At 69.4% G+C, this 16489-nt stretch carries 15 protein-coding genes; 13 read left to right on the top strand and 2 right to left on the bottom strand.

Going from position 1 to position 16489, the window contains the following annotated elements; all coding sequences use genetic code 11:
* The 7 genes from RMP09_RS11450 to RMP09_RS11420 form a co-directional block, all read left to right on the top strand.
* The coding region (locus RMP09_RS11450) for a carboxyl transferase domain-containing protein (RefSeq protein ID WP_310566111.1) at nucleotides 1-1131 on the top strand (1131 nt) is incomplete at its 5' end.
* A 17-nt stretch (nucleotides 1132-1148) separates the two neighbouring features.
* Nucleotides 1149-1670, top strand: a complete 522-nt coding sequence (locus tag RMP09_RS11445; RefSeq protein ID WP_310566110.1) for a DinB family protein — start codon at nucleotides 1149-1151, stop codon at nucleotides 1668-1670.
* The gene (locus RMP09_RS11440) at nucleotides 1667-2452 is read left to right on the top strand and encodes an enoyl-CoA hydratase/isomerase family protein (protein ID WP_310566109.1); all 786 of its coding nucleotides are present in this window, start codon (nucleotides 1667-1669) and stop codon (nucleotides 2450-2452) included. Before RMP09_RS11445 ends, RMP09_RS11440 begins: the two co-directional genes overlap by 4 nt.
* Before the next feature lie 27 nt (nucleotides 2453-2479).
* Complete coding sequence (locus RMP09_RS11435; RefSeq protein ID WP_310566108.1) at nucleotides 2480-3220, top strand: DUF4126 domain-containing protein; 741 nt, start codon at nucleotides 2480-2482, stop codon at nucleotides 3218-3220.
* Between the two features lie 9 nt (nucleotides 3221-3229).
* Nucleotides 3230-5254: an acetyl/propionyl/methylcrotonyl-CoA carboxylase subunit alpha gene (locus tag RMP09_RS11430; protein WP_310566107.1), complete on the top strand. Its 2025-nt coding sequence runs from the start codon at nucleotides 3230-3232 to the stop codon at nucleotides 5252-5254.
* Nucleotides 5255-5289: 35 nt separating this feature from the next.
* Nucleotides 5290-6210, top strand: coding sequence for a glyoxylate/hydroxypyruvate reductase A (locus tag RMP09_RS11425; RefSeq protein WP_310566106.1), 921 nt, complete (start codon nucleotides 5290-5292; stop codon nucleotides 6208-6210).
* 9 nt (nucleotides 6211-6219) lie between these two features.
* On the top strand, nucleotides 6220-7128 hold the full coding sequence (locus RMP09_RS11420; RefSeq protein ID WP_310566105.1) for a hydroxymethylglutaryl-CoA lyase: 909 nt from the start codon (nucleotides 6220-6222) through the stop codon (nucleotides 7126-7128).
* Between the two features lie 235 nt (nucleotides 7129-7363).
* Here the strand turns inward: RMP09_RS11420 and RMP09_RS11415 are convergent, their stop codons facing one another.
* Nucleotides 7364-7666 (bottom strand): BON domain-containing protein, encoded by a 303-nt coding sequence (locus RMP09_RS11415; protein ID WP_310566104.1) that lies wholly within the window; start codon nucleotides 7664-7666, stop codon nucleotides 7364-7366.
* Nucleotides 7667-7881: 215 nt separating this feature from the next.
* Here RMP09_RS11415 and RMP09_RS11410 point away from each other — a divergent pair, with 215 nt between their 5' ends.
* From RMP09_RS11410 to RMP09_RS11390, 5 genes are all read left to right on the top strand, one after another.
* The gene (locus RMP09_RS11410; protein WP_310566112.1) at nucleotides 7882-8529 is read left to right on the top strand and encodes a LysE family transporter; all 648 of its coding nucleotides are present in this window, start codon (nucleotides 7882-7884) and stop codon (nucleotides 8527-8529) included.
* Between the two features lie 71 nt (nucleotides 8530-8600).
* Nucleotides 8601-9122, top strand: a complete 522-nt coding sequence (locus RMP09_RS11405) for a YbaK/EbsC family protein (RefSeq protein WP_310566103.1) — start codon at nucleotides 8601-8603, stop codon at nucleotides 9120-9122.
* Nucleotides 9119-9415, top strand: coding sequence for a DUF1289 domain-containing protein (locus RMP09_RS11400; protein ID WP_310566102.1), 297 nt, complete (start codon nucleotides 9119-9121; stop codon nucleotides 9413-9415). The genes RMP09_RS11405 and RMP09_RS11400 overlap by 4 nt, the downstream gene beginning before the upstream one ends.
* A 17-nt stretch (nucleotides 9416-9432) precedes the next feature.
* Complete coding sequence (locus tag RMP09_RS11395) at nucleotides 9433-10125, top strand: 2-hydroxychromene-2-carboxylate isomerase (RefSeq protein WP_310566101.1); 693 nt, start codon at nucleotides 9433-9435, stop codon at nucleotides 10123-10125.
* Between the two features lie 150 nt (nucleotides 10126-10275).
* Complete coding sequence (locus RMP09_RS11390) at nucleotides 10276-10713, top strand: universal stress protein (RefSeq protein ID WP_310566100.1); 438 nt, start codon at nucleotides 10276-10278, stop codon at nucleotides 10711-10713.
* Nucleotides 10714-10863: 150 nt separating this feature from the next.
* Here the strand turns inward: RMP09_RS11390 and RMP09_RS11385 are convergent, their stop codons facing one another.
* Entirely contained in the window at nucleotides 10864-11979 is a 1116-nt protein-coding gene (locus tag RMP09_RS11385; protein WP_310566099.1) for an ABC transporter substrate-binding protein, read from the bottom strand.
* A 126-nt stretch (nucleotides 11980-12105) separates the two neighbouring features.
* On the opposite strand from RMP09_RS11385, the gene uvrA reads away from it, so the two are divergent.
* A partial coding sequence (gene uvrA, locus RMP09_RS11380; RefSeq protein WP_310566098.1) for an excinuclease ABC subunit UvrA occupies nucleotides 12106-16489 on the top strand: 4384 nt, incomplete at its 3' end.

Here is a 16489-nt window from a genome sequence, read left to right as displayed (position 1 = left end):
CGCGACCACTTCGGCCGCATCTTCTTCAACCAGGCCAACATGAGCGCGCAGGGCATCGCGCAGATCGCGGTGGTCATGGGCTCGTGCACGGCGGGCGGCGCCTATGTGCCGGCCATGAGCGACGAAACCATCATCGTCAAGAACCAGGGCACCATCTTCCTGGGCGGCCCGCCGCTGGTGAAGGCCGCCACGGGCGAGGTGGTCACGGCCGAAGACCTGGGCGGTGGCGACGTGCACACGCGCCTCTCGGGCGTGGCCGACCACCTGGCGCAGAACGACTTGCATGCGCTGGCCCTGGCGCGTCAGGCGGTGAAGAACCTCAACGCGCGCAAGGTCCCGCCCATCACAACCATCGACCCTGTGGCGCCGCTGTACCCGGCCGAAGAGTTGTACGGCGTGATCCCGACCGACACGCGCAAGCCGTTTGACGTGCGCGAGATCATCGCCCGCATCGTCGACGGCTCGGACTTCGACGAGTTCAAGTCGCGCTTCGGCACCACCCTGGTCTGCGGCTTCGCGCGCATCGAGGGCATGCCGGTCGGCATCATCGCCAACAACGGCATCCTGTTCAGCGAATCGGCGCTCAAGGGCGCGCACTTCATCGAACTCTGCTGCCAGCGCAAGACGCCGCTGGTCTTCCTGCAGAACATCACCGGCTTCATGGTCGGCCGCAAGTACGAGAACGAAGGCATCGCGCGCAACGGCGCCAAGATGGTGACCGCCGTGGCGACCGCCGCGGTGCCGAAGTTCACCGTCATCATCGGCGGCAGCTTCGGCGCCGGCAACTACGGCATGTGCGGCCGCGCCTACTCGCCACGCTTCTTGTGGATGTGGCCGAACGCGCGCATCTCGGTCATGGGCGGCGAGCAGGCCGCGAGCGTGCTGGCCACGGTCAAGCGCGACGGTATCGAAGGCAAGGGCGGCAGCTGGAGCGCGGAAGAAGAAGCCGCGTTCAAGGCGCCCATCAAGGAACAGTACGAGGTGCAGGGCCATCCGTACTACGCGACGGCCCGCCTGTGGGACGACGGTGTGATCGACCCCGCCGACACCCGCCGCGTGCTGGCGCTGGGGCTGAGCGCTTCGCTGAACGCGCCCATCCCCGAGACGAAGTTTGGTCTGTTTCGGATGTGAATCCCTCAGGAGGCACCATGGACGCCCACACCCACTTTGCCCGGCTCGCCCGCTACAACGTCTGGGCCACGCGCCGCCTGCTCGACGCGGTGGCGCCGCTGTCCGACGACGAGTACCGGCGTGACATGGGGCTGTTCTTCAAGAGCATCCACGGCACGCTCAACCACCTGCTGGTGGGCGAACACATGCTCTGGTACCCGCGCTTCGCCCGCGGCGCGTCGCCCAAGGTCGAGCTGAACGCCGAGGTCGAACCCGACCGCGCGCGTCTGGGCCAGGCGCTCAAGGGCGGTGCGGCCAACTGGCTGCCGCTGATCCAGTCCTGGCCAGCGGAACGCTTCGACGCCACGCTGGACTACACCACCATCAAGGGCGTGCCGGTCTCACTGCCGTTTGCCGCCACGCTGGCCCACGTGTTCAACCACGGCACCCACCACCGCGGCCAGATCACGGCCGCGCTCACCGCGCTGGGCCAGCCCGGCCCGGAGCTGGATTTTGCGTATTGCCTGCACGAAGAGGCCACCCGGGAGACCGCCGCATGAGCACCGCACTGACAACCCGCATCGACGGCGCGGTGGCGCGCATCACCCTGTGCCGCCCCGAGGTGCGCAACGCCTTCAACGACGCCGTGATCCAGGAACTCAAGGCTGCGTTCGAGTCGGTCGGTGCGAGAGCCGACGTGCGCGCCGTGGTGCTGGCGGCCGAGGGGCCGGCCTTCTGCGCCGGCGCCGACCTGAACTGGATGCGGCGCATGGCCGACTACACCCGCGCCGAGAACGTGGCCGACGCCGGCCAGCTCGCGGCCATGCTCAAGGCCATCTACGCATGCCCCAAGCCCACCATCGCGGCCGTGCAGGGCGACGTGTTCGCCGGCGGCATGGGCCTGGTGGCGGCCTGCGACATGGCCGTGAGCGTGCGCAGCGCGACCTACTGCCTGTCCGAAGTGAAGCTGGGCCTGATCCCGGCCACCATCAGCCCCTACGTGATCCGCGCCATGGGCGCGCGCGCGTCGCACCGCTACTTCCTCACCGCCGAGCGCTTCAGCGCCGACGAGGCGCACCGCATCGGCTTCGTGCACGAACTGGTGGACGCCGATGCGCTCGAAGTCAAGGTGAACGAGCTGGCCCAGGCGCTGGTGGGTGCCAGCCCGGCCGCGGTGCGCGCCTGCAAGCGGCTGGTGCAGGACGTGGCCGAACGCGCCATCGACGATGCACTGATCGCGGCGACGGTGGAAAGCATCGCCGATATCCGCGCCAGTGACGAAGGTCGCGAAGGGGTGCAATCTTTCTTGCAGAAGCGCAAACCCGCCTGGCTGGCGGGCTAGGCTGTTCCTTCCTTCAAGGAGAACACCATGGACGCACTCTGGACCCTCTTCGTCAACTGGCTGCACAGCCTGGGCCTGCACGCGGGCAGCGGCGTGGTGGGCGAGGTGGGCGAGGTGGGCGCGCAGGTGGGCGCCGGCGTGAACGCCGCGGCCAGCCACCTGGACATGCCCAGCCTGCTGGCGCTGGCCGCCGCGCTGGGCTGGGCCAGCGGCTTCCGGCTCTACGCGGTGGTGTTCATCGTCGGCCTGACGGGCTGGCTCGGCTGGCTGCCGCTGCCCGAAGGCCTGCAGGTGCTGCAGCATCCGGCCCTGCTGGCCGCCAGCGGCGCCTTGCTGTTCGTGGAATTTTTCGCCGACAAGATCCCGGGGCTGGACTCGCTGTGGGACCTGGTCAACAGCGTGATCCGCATCCCCGCCGGGGCGGCGCTGGCCGCCGGCGCCCTGGGCGCCGACAGCAGCACCATGGCCATCGTGGGCGCGCTGCTGGGCGGCAGCCTGGCCGCCACCGCGCAGGCCGCCAAGACCACGACCCGCGCCGCCATCAACACCTCGCCCGAGCCGTTCTCCAACATCGCCATGAGCCTGGTCGAAGACGGCCTGGTGGTCGGCATCGTCTGGCTGGCCACGAACGAACCGCTGATCTTCGGCGGTGTGGTGGTGGTCGCCGTGCTGGTGATGTGGGTCACCACCTGGCTGCTGTTCAAGTTCCTGCGCGCGGCGCTGCGCCGCCTGCGTGATCTCTTTTCCTCCGCTTCTGCACCTGCCTAGGACCCTGCCATGTTCCAGAAAATCCTGATCGCCAACCGCGGCGAAATCGCCTGCCGCGTTGCCGCCACCGCCCGCCGCCTGGGCGTGCGCACCGTGGCCGTGTATTCCGACGCCGACGCCGACGCCAAGCACGTGGCGGCCTGCGACGAGGCGGTGCACGTGGGCGGCAGCGCGCCCAAAGAGAGCTACCTGCAGTGGGAACGCATCATCGCCGCGGCCCAGGCCACGGGCGCGCAGGCCATCCACCCCGGTTACGGCTTCCTGAGCGAGAACGAGGCCTTCGCCGACGCCTGCGCCCAGGCCGGGCTGGTCTTCATCGGCCCGCCCTCGTCGGCCATCCAGGCCATGGGGTTGAAGGCCGAATCCAAGCGGCTGATGGAGAGCGCCGGCGTGCCGCTGGTGCCGGGCTACCACGGCGCCGACCAGGACCCGGCGCTGCTGCAGCGCGAGGCCGACCGCATCGGCTACCCGGTGCTGATCAAGGCCAGCGCGGGCGGCGGCGGCAAGGGCATGCGCGCGGTCGACAAGGCCGAGGACTTCGCCGCAGCGCTCGCCTCGTGCCAGCGCGAAGCCATCAACAGCTTCGGCAGCGACGCGGTGCTGGTCGAAAAGTACGTGCAGCGACCGCGCCACATCGAGATCCAGGTGTTCGGTGACACGCAGGGCAACTGCGTCTACCTGTTCGAGCGCGACTGCTCGGTGCAGCGCCGCCACCAGAAAGTGCTGGAAGAAGCGCCCGCGCCGGGCATGACGCCCGCGCTGCGCCGGCAGATGGGCGAGGCCGCGGTGGCCGCGGCGAAGGCGGTCCACTACGTGGGCGCCGGCACGGTGGAATTCATCGTCGAACAGCCTGGCGGCTACGAGAAGCCTGAGGACATGAAGTTCTACTTCATGGAAATGAACACCCGCCTGCAGGTCGAGCACCCGGTGACCGAAGCCATCACGGGGCTCGATCTGGTGGAGTGGCAGCTGCGCGTGGCCAGCGGCGAACCGCTGCCGCTGCAGCAGGGCGACTTGAAGATCCAGGGCCATGCGATCGAGGCGCGCATCTGCGCCGAGAACCCCGACAACCAGTTCCTGCCCGCCACCGGCCGCCTGGCCGTGTACCGCAAGCCGGCGCACGTGGCGTTCGAGCGCGGTGCGATCCGCTTCGACGACGGTGTGCGTGAGGGCGATGCCATCAGCCCGTTCTACGACTCCATGGTCGCCAAGCTGATCGTGCACGGCGCTACCCGCGCCGAAGCCCTGGCCAAGCTCGACGCGGCGCTGGCGGCCACGCGCATCGTGGGTCTGGCCACCAATGTGCAGTTCCTGCGCCACGTGGTGCGCAGCGACGCGTTTGCGACCGCCAAGCTCGACACCGCGCTGATCCCGCGCGAAGCGGCGAACCTGTTCCAGCAGGACAAGGTCGGTCGCGACCTGGCCGTGGCCGCCGCCGTGGCCCAGACCCTGGTGCACGAACAGGCCAGCGAGGGCTCCGACCCGTTCTCGCGCACCGACGGCTGGCGGCCCTTCGGCCTGACCCAGCGCCGCTTCGACTTCGAGTACCAGGGCGAGGCCCTGACCGCGCAGCTGACCTACGGGCACGACGGCGCGTTGCAGCTCGCGCTGGGCGACACCCGCGCGGCGCTGGCGTTCAAGGCCCTGCCCGCCGACAGCGGCACGGTGGTCGACCTGCAGTTCAACGGCCAGCGCCAGACGGTGCAGAGCTGGCAGCTGGGCGAGACCGTGCACCTGTTCGGCGACCTGGGTGCCACCGTCATCACCGAACTCGACGCGCTGGCCCACGCCGGCGAAACCGCGGCCGAAGGCGGGCGCCTGACCGCGCCCATGCCGGGCAAGGTGGTGGGGTTCTCGGTGAAGGCCGGCGACGTGGTGAAAAAAGGCCAGCCGCTGGCGGTGATGGAGGCGATGAAGATGGAACACACCATCGCCGCGCCGGCCGATGGCACCGTGGCCGAGCTGCTGTTTGCGCCCGGCGATCAGGTCGCCGAAGGTGCGGAGCTGCTGAAGATCGCCACAGCAACCGCGTGACAGCGCAGGTCTTGCCGCTTGGCTAAGCTCGCCGCATGAACATCACCTTCTGCTGCACCGACACCAAGGCCGAACCCTGGCTGCAGGGCCTGCGCGCGGCGCTGCCCGGCGCCACCGTCGATGTCTGGCAAGCCGGCGCGCCACAGGCCGACCACGCGGTGGTCTGGGCGCCGCCCCAACAGTTTCTGGACGAACAGCAGGCGCTCAAGGGCCTGTTCAACATCGGCGCCGGCGTCGATGCCCTGCTCAAGCGGCGCCTGCCGCCCGGCGTGAAGGTGGTGCGGCTGGACGATGCCGGCATGTCGGTGCAGATGGCCGAATACGTGTGCCACGCCGTCATCCGCCACTTCCGCGAATTCGATGGTTACGAGGCCGACGTGCAGGCCGGCAAGTGGTCGTACCGCAAGCCGCGCGAGCGGCAGGACTTTGCGGTCGGCGTCATGGGCCTGGGCGTGCTGGGCGAGCGCGTGGCTAAGGCGCTGCGGGTGTTTGAATTTCCGGTGCACGGCTGGAGCCGCACGCCCAAGGCCATCGAGGGCGTGTTCACGCACAGCGGCGAGGTGGGCTTCGAGACCTTCCTGTCGAACAGCCGCGTGCTGGTCAACCTGCTGCCGCTCACGGCCGACACGCAGGACATCCTGAACCGCGACACGCTGGGGCGCCTGAAGCCGGGCGGGTACCTGATCAACGTGGCGCGCGGCGCGCACCTGGTCGAGGCCGACCTGCTGGCCCTGCTGGACAGCGGCCAGATGGCCGGCGCCACGCTGGACGTGTTCCGCACCGAACCGCTGCCGGCGGATCACCCGTTCTGGCGGCACCCGAACATCACCGTCACCCCCCACACCTCGGCGCGCACGCTGCGCGACGAAAGCATCGCCCAGATCGCGGGCAAGATCCGCGCGCTCGAAGCGGGTCAGCCGATTGCCGGGGTGGTCGATCCCGTCCGGGGTTATTGAAAGTCAGCCATGAACATCCCATCGACAGTGCGCCTCATCGACGTCGGCCCGCGCGACGGCCTGCAGAACGAGAAGCAGCCGGTGCCCGCGGCCGTGAAGATCGAACTGGTGCAGCGCCTGCAGGCGGCGGGTCTGAAAGAGATCGAGGTCACGTCCTATGTGAGCCCGAAGTGGGTGCCGCAGATGGGCGACAACCACGAGGTCATGCAAGGCATCACGCGCCAGCGCGGGGTGCGCTATTCGGTGCTCACGCCCAACCTCAAGGGCTACGAATCGGCGGTGCTGGACAAACCCGACGAAATCGTGGTCTTCGGCGCGGCCAGCGAGGCCTTCAGCCAGAAGAACATCAACTGCTCCATCGCCGAGAGCATCGAACGCTTCGCGCCAGTCGTTGCTGCGGCGAAGGCGGCCGGCATCGCCGTGCGCGGCGCCATGAGCTGCACCGTGGGCTGCCCCTACGAAGGCGCCGTCGCGCCCGAGCGCGTGGCGTATCTCGCGGGGCTGATGGCAGACATTGGCGTCGAGCGCGTGGACGTGGCCGACACCATCGGCGTGGGCACGCCGCGCCAGGTGCAGGCCGCCATCGAGGCCACGCTGCAGCACTTCGCCATCGGCCAGATCAGCGGCCACTTCCACGACACCTACGGGCAGGCGCTGGTCAACACGCTGGCGGCGCTGGAACTGGGGGTGTGGAACTTCCAGTCGTCTGTGGCCGGGCTGGGCGGCTGCCCCTATGCCAAGGGCGCCACCGGCAACGTGGCCACCGAAGACGTGGTGTACCTGTTGCACGGCATGGGCATTGAAACCGGCATCGACCTTGACGCGCTGGTGGATGCCGGCCAGTTCATCAGCGAGCACCTGGGCCGGCCCAGCGGTTCGCGCGTGGCGCGGGCGCTGCTGGCCAAACGCCAGGGGTAAAGGAGGGGGGATGTAGCCCCCACGCTCCGCCGCTGACGCGGGTCGCTGACCCCCAGGGGGGCTGGGCCTGCCTTGGGGCGGCCCGGCGGCTGGCCCGGTCGCCCCACGCTCCGCCGCTGCGCGGGTCGCTGCCCCCAGGAACGGGGAGGGACCCGGTCCTTGCCGGGTCCGGGGGGCTGGGCCTGCCTTGGAGCGGCCCAGCGGCTCCCACGCGCCGCCGCTGCGCGGGTTGCGGTCAGAGGCGGTCGGTGGTCGTCCAGGTGCGCACGCCCGAACTGTAGGCCTGGGTGATGCCGGGCACGCGGCTCACCACGTAGCGGGCCACGTCGACGTCGTGGGGCTGTCGCGCCCAGCCGGCCAGCTCGGCAACGCCCGCCGTGACCGTCACGGTCAGGTCTTTGGCGCGGTCGCCCAGCGTGTCCTGCATCGCCGCGCGGGCGGCGGTGGTCAGGGCGTCGGGTGTGGGGTCGGCCGCCTGGGCGGCAAAGGGGGCGGCCAGGCCGGCGGCGATGGCGAGGGTGGCGATGAAGGTCTTCATGACGGGGTTCCTTTCGGGTCAGTGGTGTTCCCTGGACCGGCAGGTGCCTGGGTCAACGGGGTGTGCTCACTGTAGGCTTGGTGCTACGGGTAAACCCTTAATGGTCGGTAAAGTCCTGTGGCGTCCGGGTAAAGCGCCGCCGGGCACGCCGCGCTTCATGTAAACGCGGCATGATGTCGTCCCCCTGTTTTTTCCGCGTCTGCTGCGGCTCCACCATGGAACTGAATGTCTGGCTGGCCTATTTCGCCGCCGCCTGGGTCATCGCCCTCTCGCCCGGCTCGGGCGCCGTGCTGTCCATGACGCACGGCCTGGCCTACGGCGTGCGCGGCGCCAGCGCCACCATCCTGGGCCTGCAGCTGGGCGTGGCCACCATCCTGCTGGTCGCCGGCGTGGGCGTCGGCGCGGTGCTGGTGGCGTCGGCCACCGCGTTCACCGTGGTCAAGGTGGTGGGGGCGTGTTACCTCATCTGGCTGGGCTGGCGGCAGTGGACGGCGCCGGTCACGGCGGCACATGCGCCCGCCACCGGCGCCGCCGCGCCGGCCTTGGCCGGGATTCCTTCGGTGCGCCAGCGGGTGGCGCTGGGCTTCTTCACCAACGTCACCAACCCCAAGGGCATCGTCTTTGTGGTGGCGGTGCTGCCGCAGTTCATCGACCCGGTGCGCGCGCTGTGGCCGCAGCTGCTCATCCTGCTGACCACCACCTTGTTCGCCGATGTGATCGTCATGCACGGCTACGCCTTCCTGGCCTCGCGCGCGCAGCGCTGGCTGGCCACCGCCAAAGCCCGCCGCGCCCAGAACCGCGTGTTCGGCGGCGTGCTCATCGCCATGGGCGCCGGGCTGTTCATGGTCAAGAGAGCTGCTTGACCCCCACGCTCCGCCGCGGCGCGGCTGACGGGCTCCACAGGGGCTTTCAACGCGCCTTAACATCCCAGCCCATGAACGATTCCGCACAAGACAACCTCCCCCCCGGCGTGCTGCGCGTGAGCGCGCGGCTGGCCGAGCTGGGGCACCCGCATGCGCCGCGCATGCTGGACGACGCGGCCCGCACCGCGCAGCAGGCGGCCGACGCGCTGGGCGTCGCCCTGGGCCAGATCGCCAAGAGCATCATCTTCCGCCGCAAGAGCGACGACGTGGCCGTGCTGGTGGTCACCTCGGGCGACCTGCGGGTGGACGAGAAGAAGGTGCAGGCCATCGTCTGCGCCGAAGGCGGCAAGCTCGGTCGGGCCGACGCCGACTTCGTCAAGGACCGGACCGGTTTTTCCATCGGCGGGGTGTCGCCGCTGGCGCACGCCACGCCGCCGGTCACGCTGATCGACGCGCAGCTGTTCCGCTTCGACACCATCTGGGCGGCGGCCGGGCATCCGCACGGCGTGTTTCCGCTCTCGCCCGACGACCTGGTGCGCCTGACCGGCGCGCCGGTGCACGAGGTGACGGTGGCCGTGGAGGTGCTGTCATGAGCGCGGTGCCGGGCCGTTCCCAAGCCAGCTTGCACCGCAGCCCGCAGGGCGAAGGTACTCCCGTGAACACCCCCGTGCCCGCGCTGAACCTGGCCGACATGCGCCGGCGCAAGCCCGAGCAGGGGGTGCCGTCGCCCTGCATCTCGGTTTGCGAACTGGACCTGGAGCGCACCCGCTGCAAGGGCTGCCACCGCACGCTCGACGAGTTGCGCGCCTGGGGCGCCATGACCGACGACGAGAAGCTGGTGGTGTGGGAACGCATCGAGGCGCGTCAGGCCGGCGCCACGGTCTGACAGCCGCAGGAGGCCTCATGACGCCGCACACCGACACGCCGCACGAGATCACCTTCTGGTACGACCCGATTTCGCCCTACGCGCACCTGGCGTTCGAGCGCCTGCCGCAGGCGCTGATGGGCCTGAGCGTCGATGTGCGCTACCGGCCGGTGCTGTTCGCGGCGCTGCTCAAGGCGTATGGTCAGCTGGGGCCGGCCGAGATCCCGGGCAAGCGCGACTGGACCTACCGCCAGGTGCGCTGGCTGGCGCACCACCACGGTGTGCGGCTGGAGTTGCCGGCGGCCCACCCCTTCAACCCGCTGGCGCTATTGCGCCTGGGCCTGGCCACCGCCACCGACGACGTGCCCGGCGCGACCAACCGTTACGTGACCGAACAGCTGTTCCACCACGTGTGGCACGGCGGGCTGGACGCGACCGCAGCTGAGCGACTGGCCGCCTTGCAGACCCTGCTGCAGGACCACATGGCGCAGCGCCAGCGGCCCTGGGTGGCGCCGGACAGCGACATCGTCAAGCAGCGCCTGCGCGAGAACACCGACGCCGCGCTGGCGGCGGGCGTGTTCGGGGTGCCCACCCTGGCGTGCCAGGGGCGACTCTTCTGGGGCCAGGACGCGCTGCCCATGCTGCGCGCCTGCCTGGAGGGGGATGCCTGGTTCCAGGGCCCCGACTGGGACGCGGCCGCGCGCCTGCCCGCGGGGGTGAGCCGCCGGTAACAGCGCCGCTGTTGCGGCATGAAAACGGCGCGAGGGTTGATGCGACGCAGGGCGCGCGCGGGGCGGCCTGACTACACTGGTGCCACGCGGGCTGCGGTGGCGACGTGCTGCCGGGCCGGCGACCTCACATCACCCACCAGGAGATCCGCCATGTTCAAGAAAATCCTCGTTCCCACCGATGGTTCCGCGCTCGCCCAGAAAGCCGTTGCCACCGCCGCCGGTCTGGCCAAGAGCCAGGGCGCGCAGATCGTGGGCGTGTACGTGATCGACCCCTTCCCCTACATCGGCATCGGCGACGCGTCGGCCGCCGGCCTGCAGGCCTACCTGGCCGAAGCCAAGAACGCCGCCGGGCAGGCGCTGGACGCCATCGCCCAGGTCTGCAAGGCCGAAGGCGTGCCGTTCGCGGGCGACACCATCGAGCGCAACGTGGTGTACGAAGGCGTGATCGAGACGGCCGAGGCCGAAGGCTGCGACCTCATCGTCATGGCCTCGCACGGCCGCCAGGGCGTGAAGGCCCTGATCCTGGGCAGCGTGGCCCAGAAGGTGCTGACACACGCCAAGGTGCCGGTGCTGATCGTCAAGGGCTGAGCCTGCGGTTCAGCCCCGGGCCGTGACACGCCAGTGGCGTTCCGGAGGGCGTGACCCCGCTTGACCCAGAAACACCGCGGAACCGGCTTCGCCGGGCCGCAGGTGTTGCCCCCCTTTCAAGGGGGGAGGCGCCGAAGGCGACGCAGGGGGTTAGCGTCTGAACTTCCCGTCGGCATCGATGATCGACAGGTCCGCGAAATCCAGCCCGGTGTGGCTGCGCGGGCTGTAGCTCACGCTCAGTCCGCCCAGGTTGAAGTTGCGCATGCCCTCCAGCGCATCGCGCAGGCCTTGTGGCGTGGGGTTGGGGCCGGCCAGCCGCAGGCCTTCGACCAGCACCTTGGCGCCGGCATACCCTTCCATCATCGCGGGCGAGACCCCCGCCAGCCCCTTGGCCTTGGCCAGTTCCAGGGCCTCCTTGATCATGGGTGAGCTGACGGAGCGTTCGTTCGGGAACACCTGGGTCACGATCACCCCGCGGGCGTGTTCACCCAGCAATTTGATGAAGCCGTCCGACGCATTGTTGGACAGGGTCACCACCTGCGCCTTCGAGCCGGCACCCCGCAAGGCCTTGACCGCGATGGCCGTGTTGCCGGCCGAGCCGATCACCATCACGGACTGGGCCTGCTGGGCCGCCGTTTGCTGGGCCAGGGCGCTGAAGTCGGGTTTGTCGCGCGGGAATTTCTCCTGCAACAGGGGTTTGAGCTGGGCTTTTTCGAAGCCCTTGAGCGCACCCGCGGCGGAGTCGGCGCCGAAGGAGTCGTCGGTCTGCCAGACCGCGATGCGCGTGATGCCGATGCTGGCCAGGTGCTCGATGGCCTTGGCCGCTTCGCGCTGGTAGGTGGCGCGCACGTTGAACACCCACGGGTTGACCGGCTGGTGCAGGGCCATGGCGCCGGTGCTGGGGGCCACCAGCGGCAGCTGGTGTTCGGCCAGCAGGGGCAGCAGGGCCTGGGCGTGGGGTGTGCCGCGGTTCAGGAAGAGGGCGATCACCTTCTGCTTGACGATCAGCTCGCGCGCGACCGCCACCGTCTTCTTGGGGTCGAACTGGTCGTCCACCGACAGCAGTTCGATCTTCTGGCCGTTGACGCCGCCGCGGGCGTTGACCGCGTCCAGGTACAGCTTGGCGCCTTCGGTGTTTTCCTTCACGCCTGCCGCCACCGAACCGGTGAAGCCCGAGGGTTGCCCGATGCGGATCTGGGCCCACGCGGGGGCTGTGCCCATCAAGACGCAGCCGAGCGTGGCCAGCCACCAAGGTGTTTTTTTCATAGTGTCTCCAACAAGGGGCGCAGTGTAGGGGCTGCCTGCACGCACCACATCGGGGAAATGACGTAAGCCCCAGCAAGGCAGACGCACGGCTCCTAGAATGTTTGCCTCCCCTTCAGGAAGGCCTGCATGTCCGACGATCTCCGCCCCGCGAACGAGCCCGAATCCACCGAGCACGCCGCCGGGAACGCCCAGGGGCTGATCCGCATCCGCGGCGCGCGCCAGCACAACCTCAAGAACATCGACCTGGACATCCGCACCGGCGAGCTGACGGTGGTGACCGGCCCCAGCGGCTCGGGCAAATCCAGCCTGGTGTTCGACACCCTGTTCGCCGAAGGGCAGCGCCGCTACGTCGAGACCTTCAGTGCCTATGCGCGCCAGTTCCTGGACCGCATGGACAAGCCGGCGGTGGACAAGGTCGAGGGCGTGCCGCCCGCCATCGCCATCGACCAGACCAACCCGGTGCGTTCGTCCCGTTCCACGGTCGGCACCATGACCGAGCTGAACGACCACCTCAAGCTGCTGTTCGCGCGCGGGGCCAACCTGTTCGACCGCATGACCGCGCTGCCGGTGCGGCACGATTCGCCGGAGTCCATCTTTGCGGAGTTGCAGCGGCGCGCGGCCGAGCAGGGCGATCCCCGGCTGGTGGTGACGTTCCCCGTTGAGCTGCCGGCCAGCACCACGCCCGAAGAGATCGAGCAATGGCTTTCGGCCAGCGGCTACACCCGCGTGCAGGCCGAACGCATCGTGCAGCGCGAAGCGAAGGACGAGGCGCCCGCCAAGGGCAAGAAGGCCAAGCCGGTGATCGAGGCGGTCAAGCTGCTGGACGTGGTGGCCGACCGCTTCCGCCTCTCGAATGCCGAACCGGCGCGGGTGATGGAGGCCATCGAGGCGGGCCTCAAGCGCGGCGCTGGCAAGCTCATGGTCTATGCGCTCAAGGAAGAGGGCGAGCCGGAGATCTGGCGTTTTTCGACGGGGCTTCATTGCCCCGAGAGCGACATCCGCTACACCGAGCCCACGCCGTCGGCGTTTTCCTTCAACTCCGCCGTAGGCGCCTGCGAGGCCTGCCGCGGTTTCGGCCGTGTCATCGGGGTGGACTATGGCCTGGTGATCCCGGACGAAAAGATCACGCTGCGCAACGGCGCGGTCAAGGTGTTCCAGACCCCCGCGTGGAAGGAGTGTCAGGACGATCTGATGCGCCACGCCGAGGCGGCCGGCATCCCGCGCGACACGCCCTGGAACAAGCTCACGCCCGAGCAGAAGCAGTGGGTGATCGGCGGCAACCCGACCTACAAGGACGGCCAGTGGGGCAAGCAGTGGTACGGCGTGGCCCGCTTCTTCGAATACCTGGAGAGCAAGGCCTACAAGATGCACATCCGGGTGCTGCTGTCCAAGTACCGCAGCTACACCGAATGCCCCAGCTGCGGCGGCGCGCGCCTGAAGACCGACAGCCTGTTGTGGCGCATTGGCACGAAGGTGCAGGCCGACGCGGTGCTGCCCGCAGACAAACGTTACCTGCCCACGAGCGTCAAGTGGTCGCGCGCCCAGCTCGAAGCCCTGCCCGGCCTGTGCCTGCACGACCTGATGCTGATGCCGCTGACCAGCCTGCGGCGCTTCTTCGACGACCTGGCCACCACGCTGGCGGGCAGCGGTGGCGAAGGCGGCGAACAGCAGGCCTTGAGGCTGCTGTTCGAAGAAATCAACACCCGCCTGCGTTACCTGTGCGAAGTCGGCATTGGCTACCTCACGCTGGACCGCCAGAGCCGCACCCTGAGCGGCGGTGAAGTCCAGCGCATCAACCTCACCACCGCGCTCGGTACCTCGCTGGTCAACACGCTGTTCGTGCTCGACGAACCCAGCATCGGCCTGCACCCGCGCGACATGGCGCGCATCAACGACGCCATGCTGCGCCTGCGCGACGCCGGCAACACCCTGGTGGTGGTGGAACACGACCCGGCCGTGATGCTGGCGGCCGACCGCCTGATCGACATGGGCCCCGGCCCCGGCGAACGCGGCGGGCAGATCGTGTTCGACGGCACGCCCGAGGCCATCCGCAGCGCCGACACCCTGACCGGCGCCTACCTGGGCGCGCGCAAGACCGTGGGCATGGGCTTCAAGCGCATGGTCACCGACAGCACGCCGCGCCTGATCCTGGAAGGCGCGCGCGAACACAACCTGCAGAACGTCTACGTCGAATTCCCGCTGCAGCGCCTGACCGTGGTCACCGGTGTGTCGGGTTCGGGCAAGTCCACGCTGATCCAGGACGTGCTGGCGCCCGCGCTGCTGCGCCACTTTGGCAAGGCCACCGAAACACCCGGCGCGCACGACCGCCTGCTGGGCGCCGACTTCCTGAGCGAGGTGGTCTACGTGGACCAGTCGCCCATCGGCAAGACCGCGCGCTCCAACCCGGTCAGCTACGTCGGCGCCTGGGACGCCATCCGCTCCCTGTTTGCCGACGCGCCGCTGTCGCGCCAGCGCAGCTACACCGCCGCCAAGTTCAGCTTCAACAGCGGCGACGGGCGCTGCCCCACCTGCGGCGGCTCGGGCTTCGAGCATGTGGAGATGCAGTTCCTCAGCGATGTCTACCTGCGCTGCCCGGACTGCGACGGCAAGCGCTACCGGCCCGAGGTGCTGGAGGTGCGCATCGAACGCGGCGGGCGGATGCTCAACGTGGCCGACGTGTTGGAACTGACGGTGAGCGAGGCGGCGGACCTGTTCAAGGCCGACCGCGAAGTCATCCGCGTGCTGCAACCCATCGTGGACGTGGGGCTGGAATACGTGAAGCTGGGCCAGCCCGTGCCCACGCTCTCGGGCGGCGAGGCGCAGCGCCTCAAGCTCGCGGGCTTCCTGGCCGAAGCGGCCAAGAACAGCGCGGCCAGTCGCCAGGCACTGGCCCGCAAGGGCACGCTGTTTCTGTTCGACGAGCCGACCACGGGGCTGCACTTCGACGACATCGCCAAGCTCATGCGCTCGCTGCGGCGCCTGCTCGAAGCGGGGCACTCGCTGATCGTGATCGAACACAACCTGGACGTGATCCGCAGCGCCGACTGGCTGATCGACCTCGGCCCCGAGGGGGGCGCGGGCGGTGGCCTGGTGGTGGCCGAAGGCCCGCCAGAAGAGGTGCGCGAACACCAGACCAGCCACACCGCCAAGGCGCTGCGCGACTACGCCGAGTCCATGGGCGAGCTGCACGAGGTGCGCGAAGGCCGCCTGGTCGATTACCTGAAACAGCCGCAGCGCCAGCAGGCCGCCGCGGCCCGCGCGGAAAACCACAGCAACGCCATCCGCATCGTCAACGCCAAGGAACACAACCTCCAGAACCTGAGCGTGGACATCCCGCGCGGGCAGTTCAACGTGATCTCCGGCGTCAGCGGTTCGGGCAAATCGACACTGGCCTTCGACATCCTGTTCAACGAGGGCCAGCGCCGTTACCTCGAATCGCTCAACGCCTACGCGCGCAGCATCGTGCAGCCGGCGGGCCGGCCCGAGGTGGACGCGGTCTACGGCATCCCGCCCACCGTGGCGATCGAGCAGCGCCTTTCGCGCGGTGGCCGCAAGTCCACCGTCGGCACCACCACCGAGGTCTGGCACTTCCTGCGCCTGCTGTACGTGAAGCTGGGCACGCAGCACTGCGTGCACGACGGCGCGGCCGTGATGCCGCAAAGTCCCGAGAGCATCGCCGCCGCCATCCTCACGCGCTACCGCGGCCGCCACATCGGCCTGCTGGCGCCGCTGGTGGTCAACCGCAAGGGCGTCTACACCGAGCTGGCCGACTGGGCGCGCCCGCGCGGCTACACGCATCTGCGGGTGGACGGCGAGTTCCTGCCCACCACCGGCTTCCCGCGCATCGACCGCTTCAAGGAACACACCATCGAACTGCCGGTGGCCGACGGCGTGGTCGACCCGGCCAACGAGGCCTGGTTGCGCACGCAGCTGACCAAGGCGCTGGAGCTGGGCAAGGGCACGGTGCATTTGCTGACCGATCTGGACGGCCTGGCGTCCGCGCTGGCCGAAGGCCGGCCCACCGCCGGGCTGGGGAAGATGGAGGTCTTCTCCACCACCCGCGCCTGCCCGGTCTGCGGCACCAGCTACCCCGAGCTGGACCCGCGCCTGTTCTCGTACAACAGCAAACACGGCTGGTGCCCCGACTGCGTGGGCACGGGCGTGCGGCTCTCGCGCGAGCAGCGCAAGGCGCTGGACGATTCGGTGCGCGACGACGACCAGAAGGGCCGCGAACAGAGCTTCGCCGAGCCCGAGGTGGAAGACCTGACCGACGAGGCCTGCCCGAGTTGCGAGGGCACGCGGCTGAATGCGCAGGCGCGGGCGGTGAAGTTCGGCGCCGTGGCCGCGACCGGTCAGGTCGGCCGCGGCATCACCGAGATCGCTCGGCTGTCCGTCAACGAGGTGCGGCGCTGGGTGCGGGCCATGATGAACGACGGAGGTCTGAGCAGCCGAGAGGCCGACATCGCGCGCGACCTGCTGCCCGAAATCGAAAGCCGCCTGGCCTTCCTCG

The sequence above is a fragment of the Hydrogenophaga sp. genome (assembly GCF_031426985.1).
Classification (GTDB): domain Bacteria; phylum Pseudomonadota; class Gammaproteobacteria; order Burkholderiales; family Burkholderiaceae_C; genus Hydrogenophaga.
Note: the sequence above shows the minus strand (reverse complement) of the source record. Positions and strands in the feature narration are given on the sequence as shown.

Bases quoted from the DNA above. Each gene is read 5' to 3' on its own strand.
- RMP09_RS11445 (WP_310566110.1), top strand. From the start codon at position 1,149: ATGGACGCCCACACCCACTTTGCCCGGCTCGCCCGCTACAACGTCTGG.
- RMP09_RS11440 (WP_310566109.1), top strand. From the start codon at position 1,667: ATGAGCACCGCACTGACAACCCGCATCGACGGCGCGGTGGCGCGCATC.
- RMP09_RS11435 (WP_310566108.1), top strand. From the start codon at position 2,480: ATGGACGCACTCTGGACCCTCTTCGTCAACTGGCTGCACAGCCTGGGC.
- RMP09_RS11430 (WP_310566107.1), top strand. From the start codon at position 3,230: ATGTTCCAGAAAATCCTGATCGCCAACCGCGGCGAAATCGCCTGCCGC.
- RMP09_RS11425 (WP_310566106.1), top strand. From the start codon at position 5,290: ATGAACATCACCTTCTGCTGCACCGACACCAAGGCCGAACCCTGGCTG.
- RMP09_RS11420 (WP_310566105.1), top strand. From the start codon at position 6,220: ATGAACATCCCATCGACAGTGCGCCTCATCGACGTCGGCCCGCGCGAC.
- RMP09_RS11415 (WP_310566104.1), bottom strand. From the start codon at position 7,666: ATGAAGACCTTCATCGCCACCCTCGCCATCGCCGCCGGCCTGGCCGCC.
- RMP09_RS11410 (WP_310566112.1), top strand. From the start codon at position 7,882: ATGGAACTGAATGTCTGGCTGGCCTATTTCGCCGCCGCCTGGGTCATC.
- RMP09_RS11405 (WP_310566103.1), top strand. From the start codon at position 8,601: ATGAACGATTCCGCACAAGACAACCTCCCCCCCGGCGTGCTGCGCGTG.
- RMP09_RS11400 (WP_310566102.1), top strand. From the start codon at position 9,119: ATGAGCGCGGTGCCGGGCCGTTCCCAAGCCAGCTTGCACCGCAGCCCG.
- RMP09_RS11395 (WP_310566101.1), top strand. From the start codon at position 9,433: ATGACGCCGCACACCGACACGCCGCACGAGATCACCTTCTGGTACGAC.
- RMP09_RS11390 (WP_310566100.1), top strand. From the start codon at position 10,276: ATGTTCAAGAAAATCCTCGTTCCCACCGATGGTTCCGCGCTCGCCCAG.
- RMP09_RS11385 (WP_310566099.1), bottom strand. From the start codon at position 11,979: ATGAAAAAAACACCTTGGTGGCTGGCCACGCTCGGCTGCGTCTTGATG.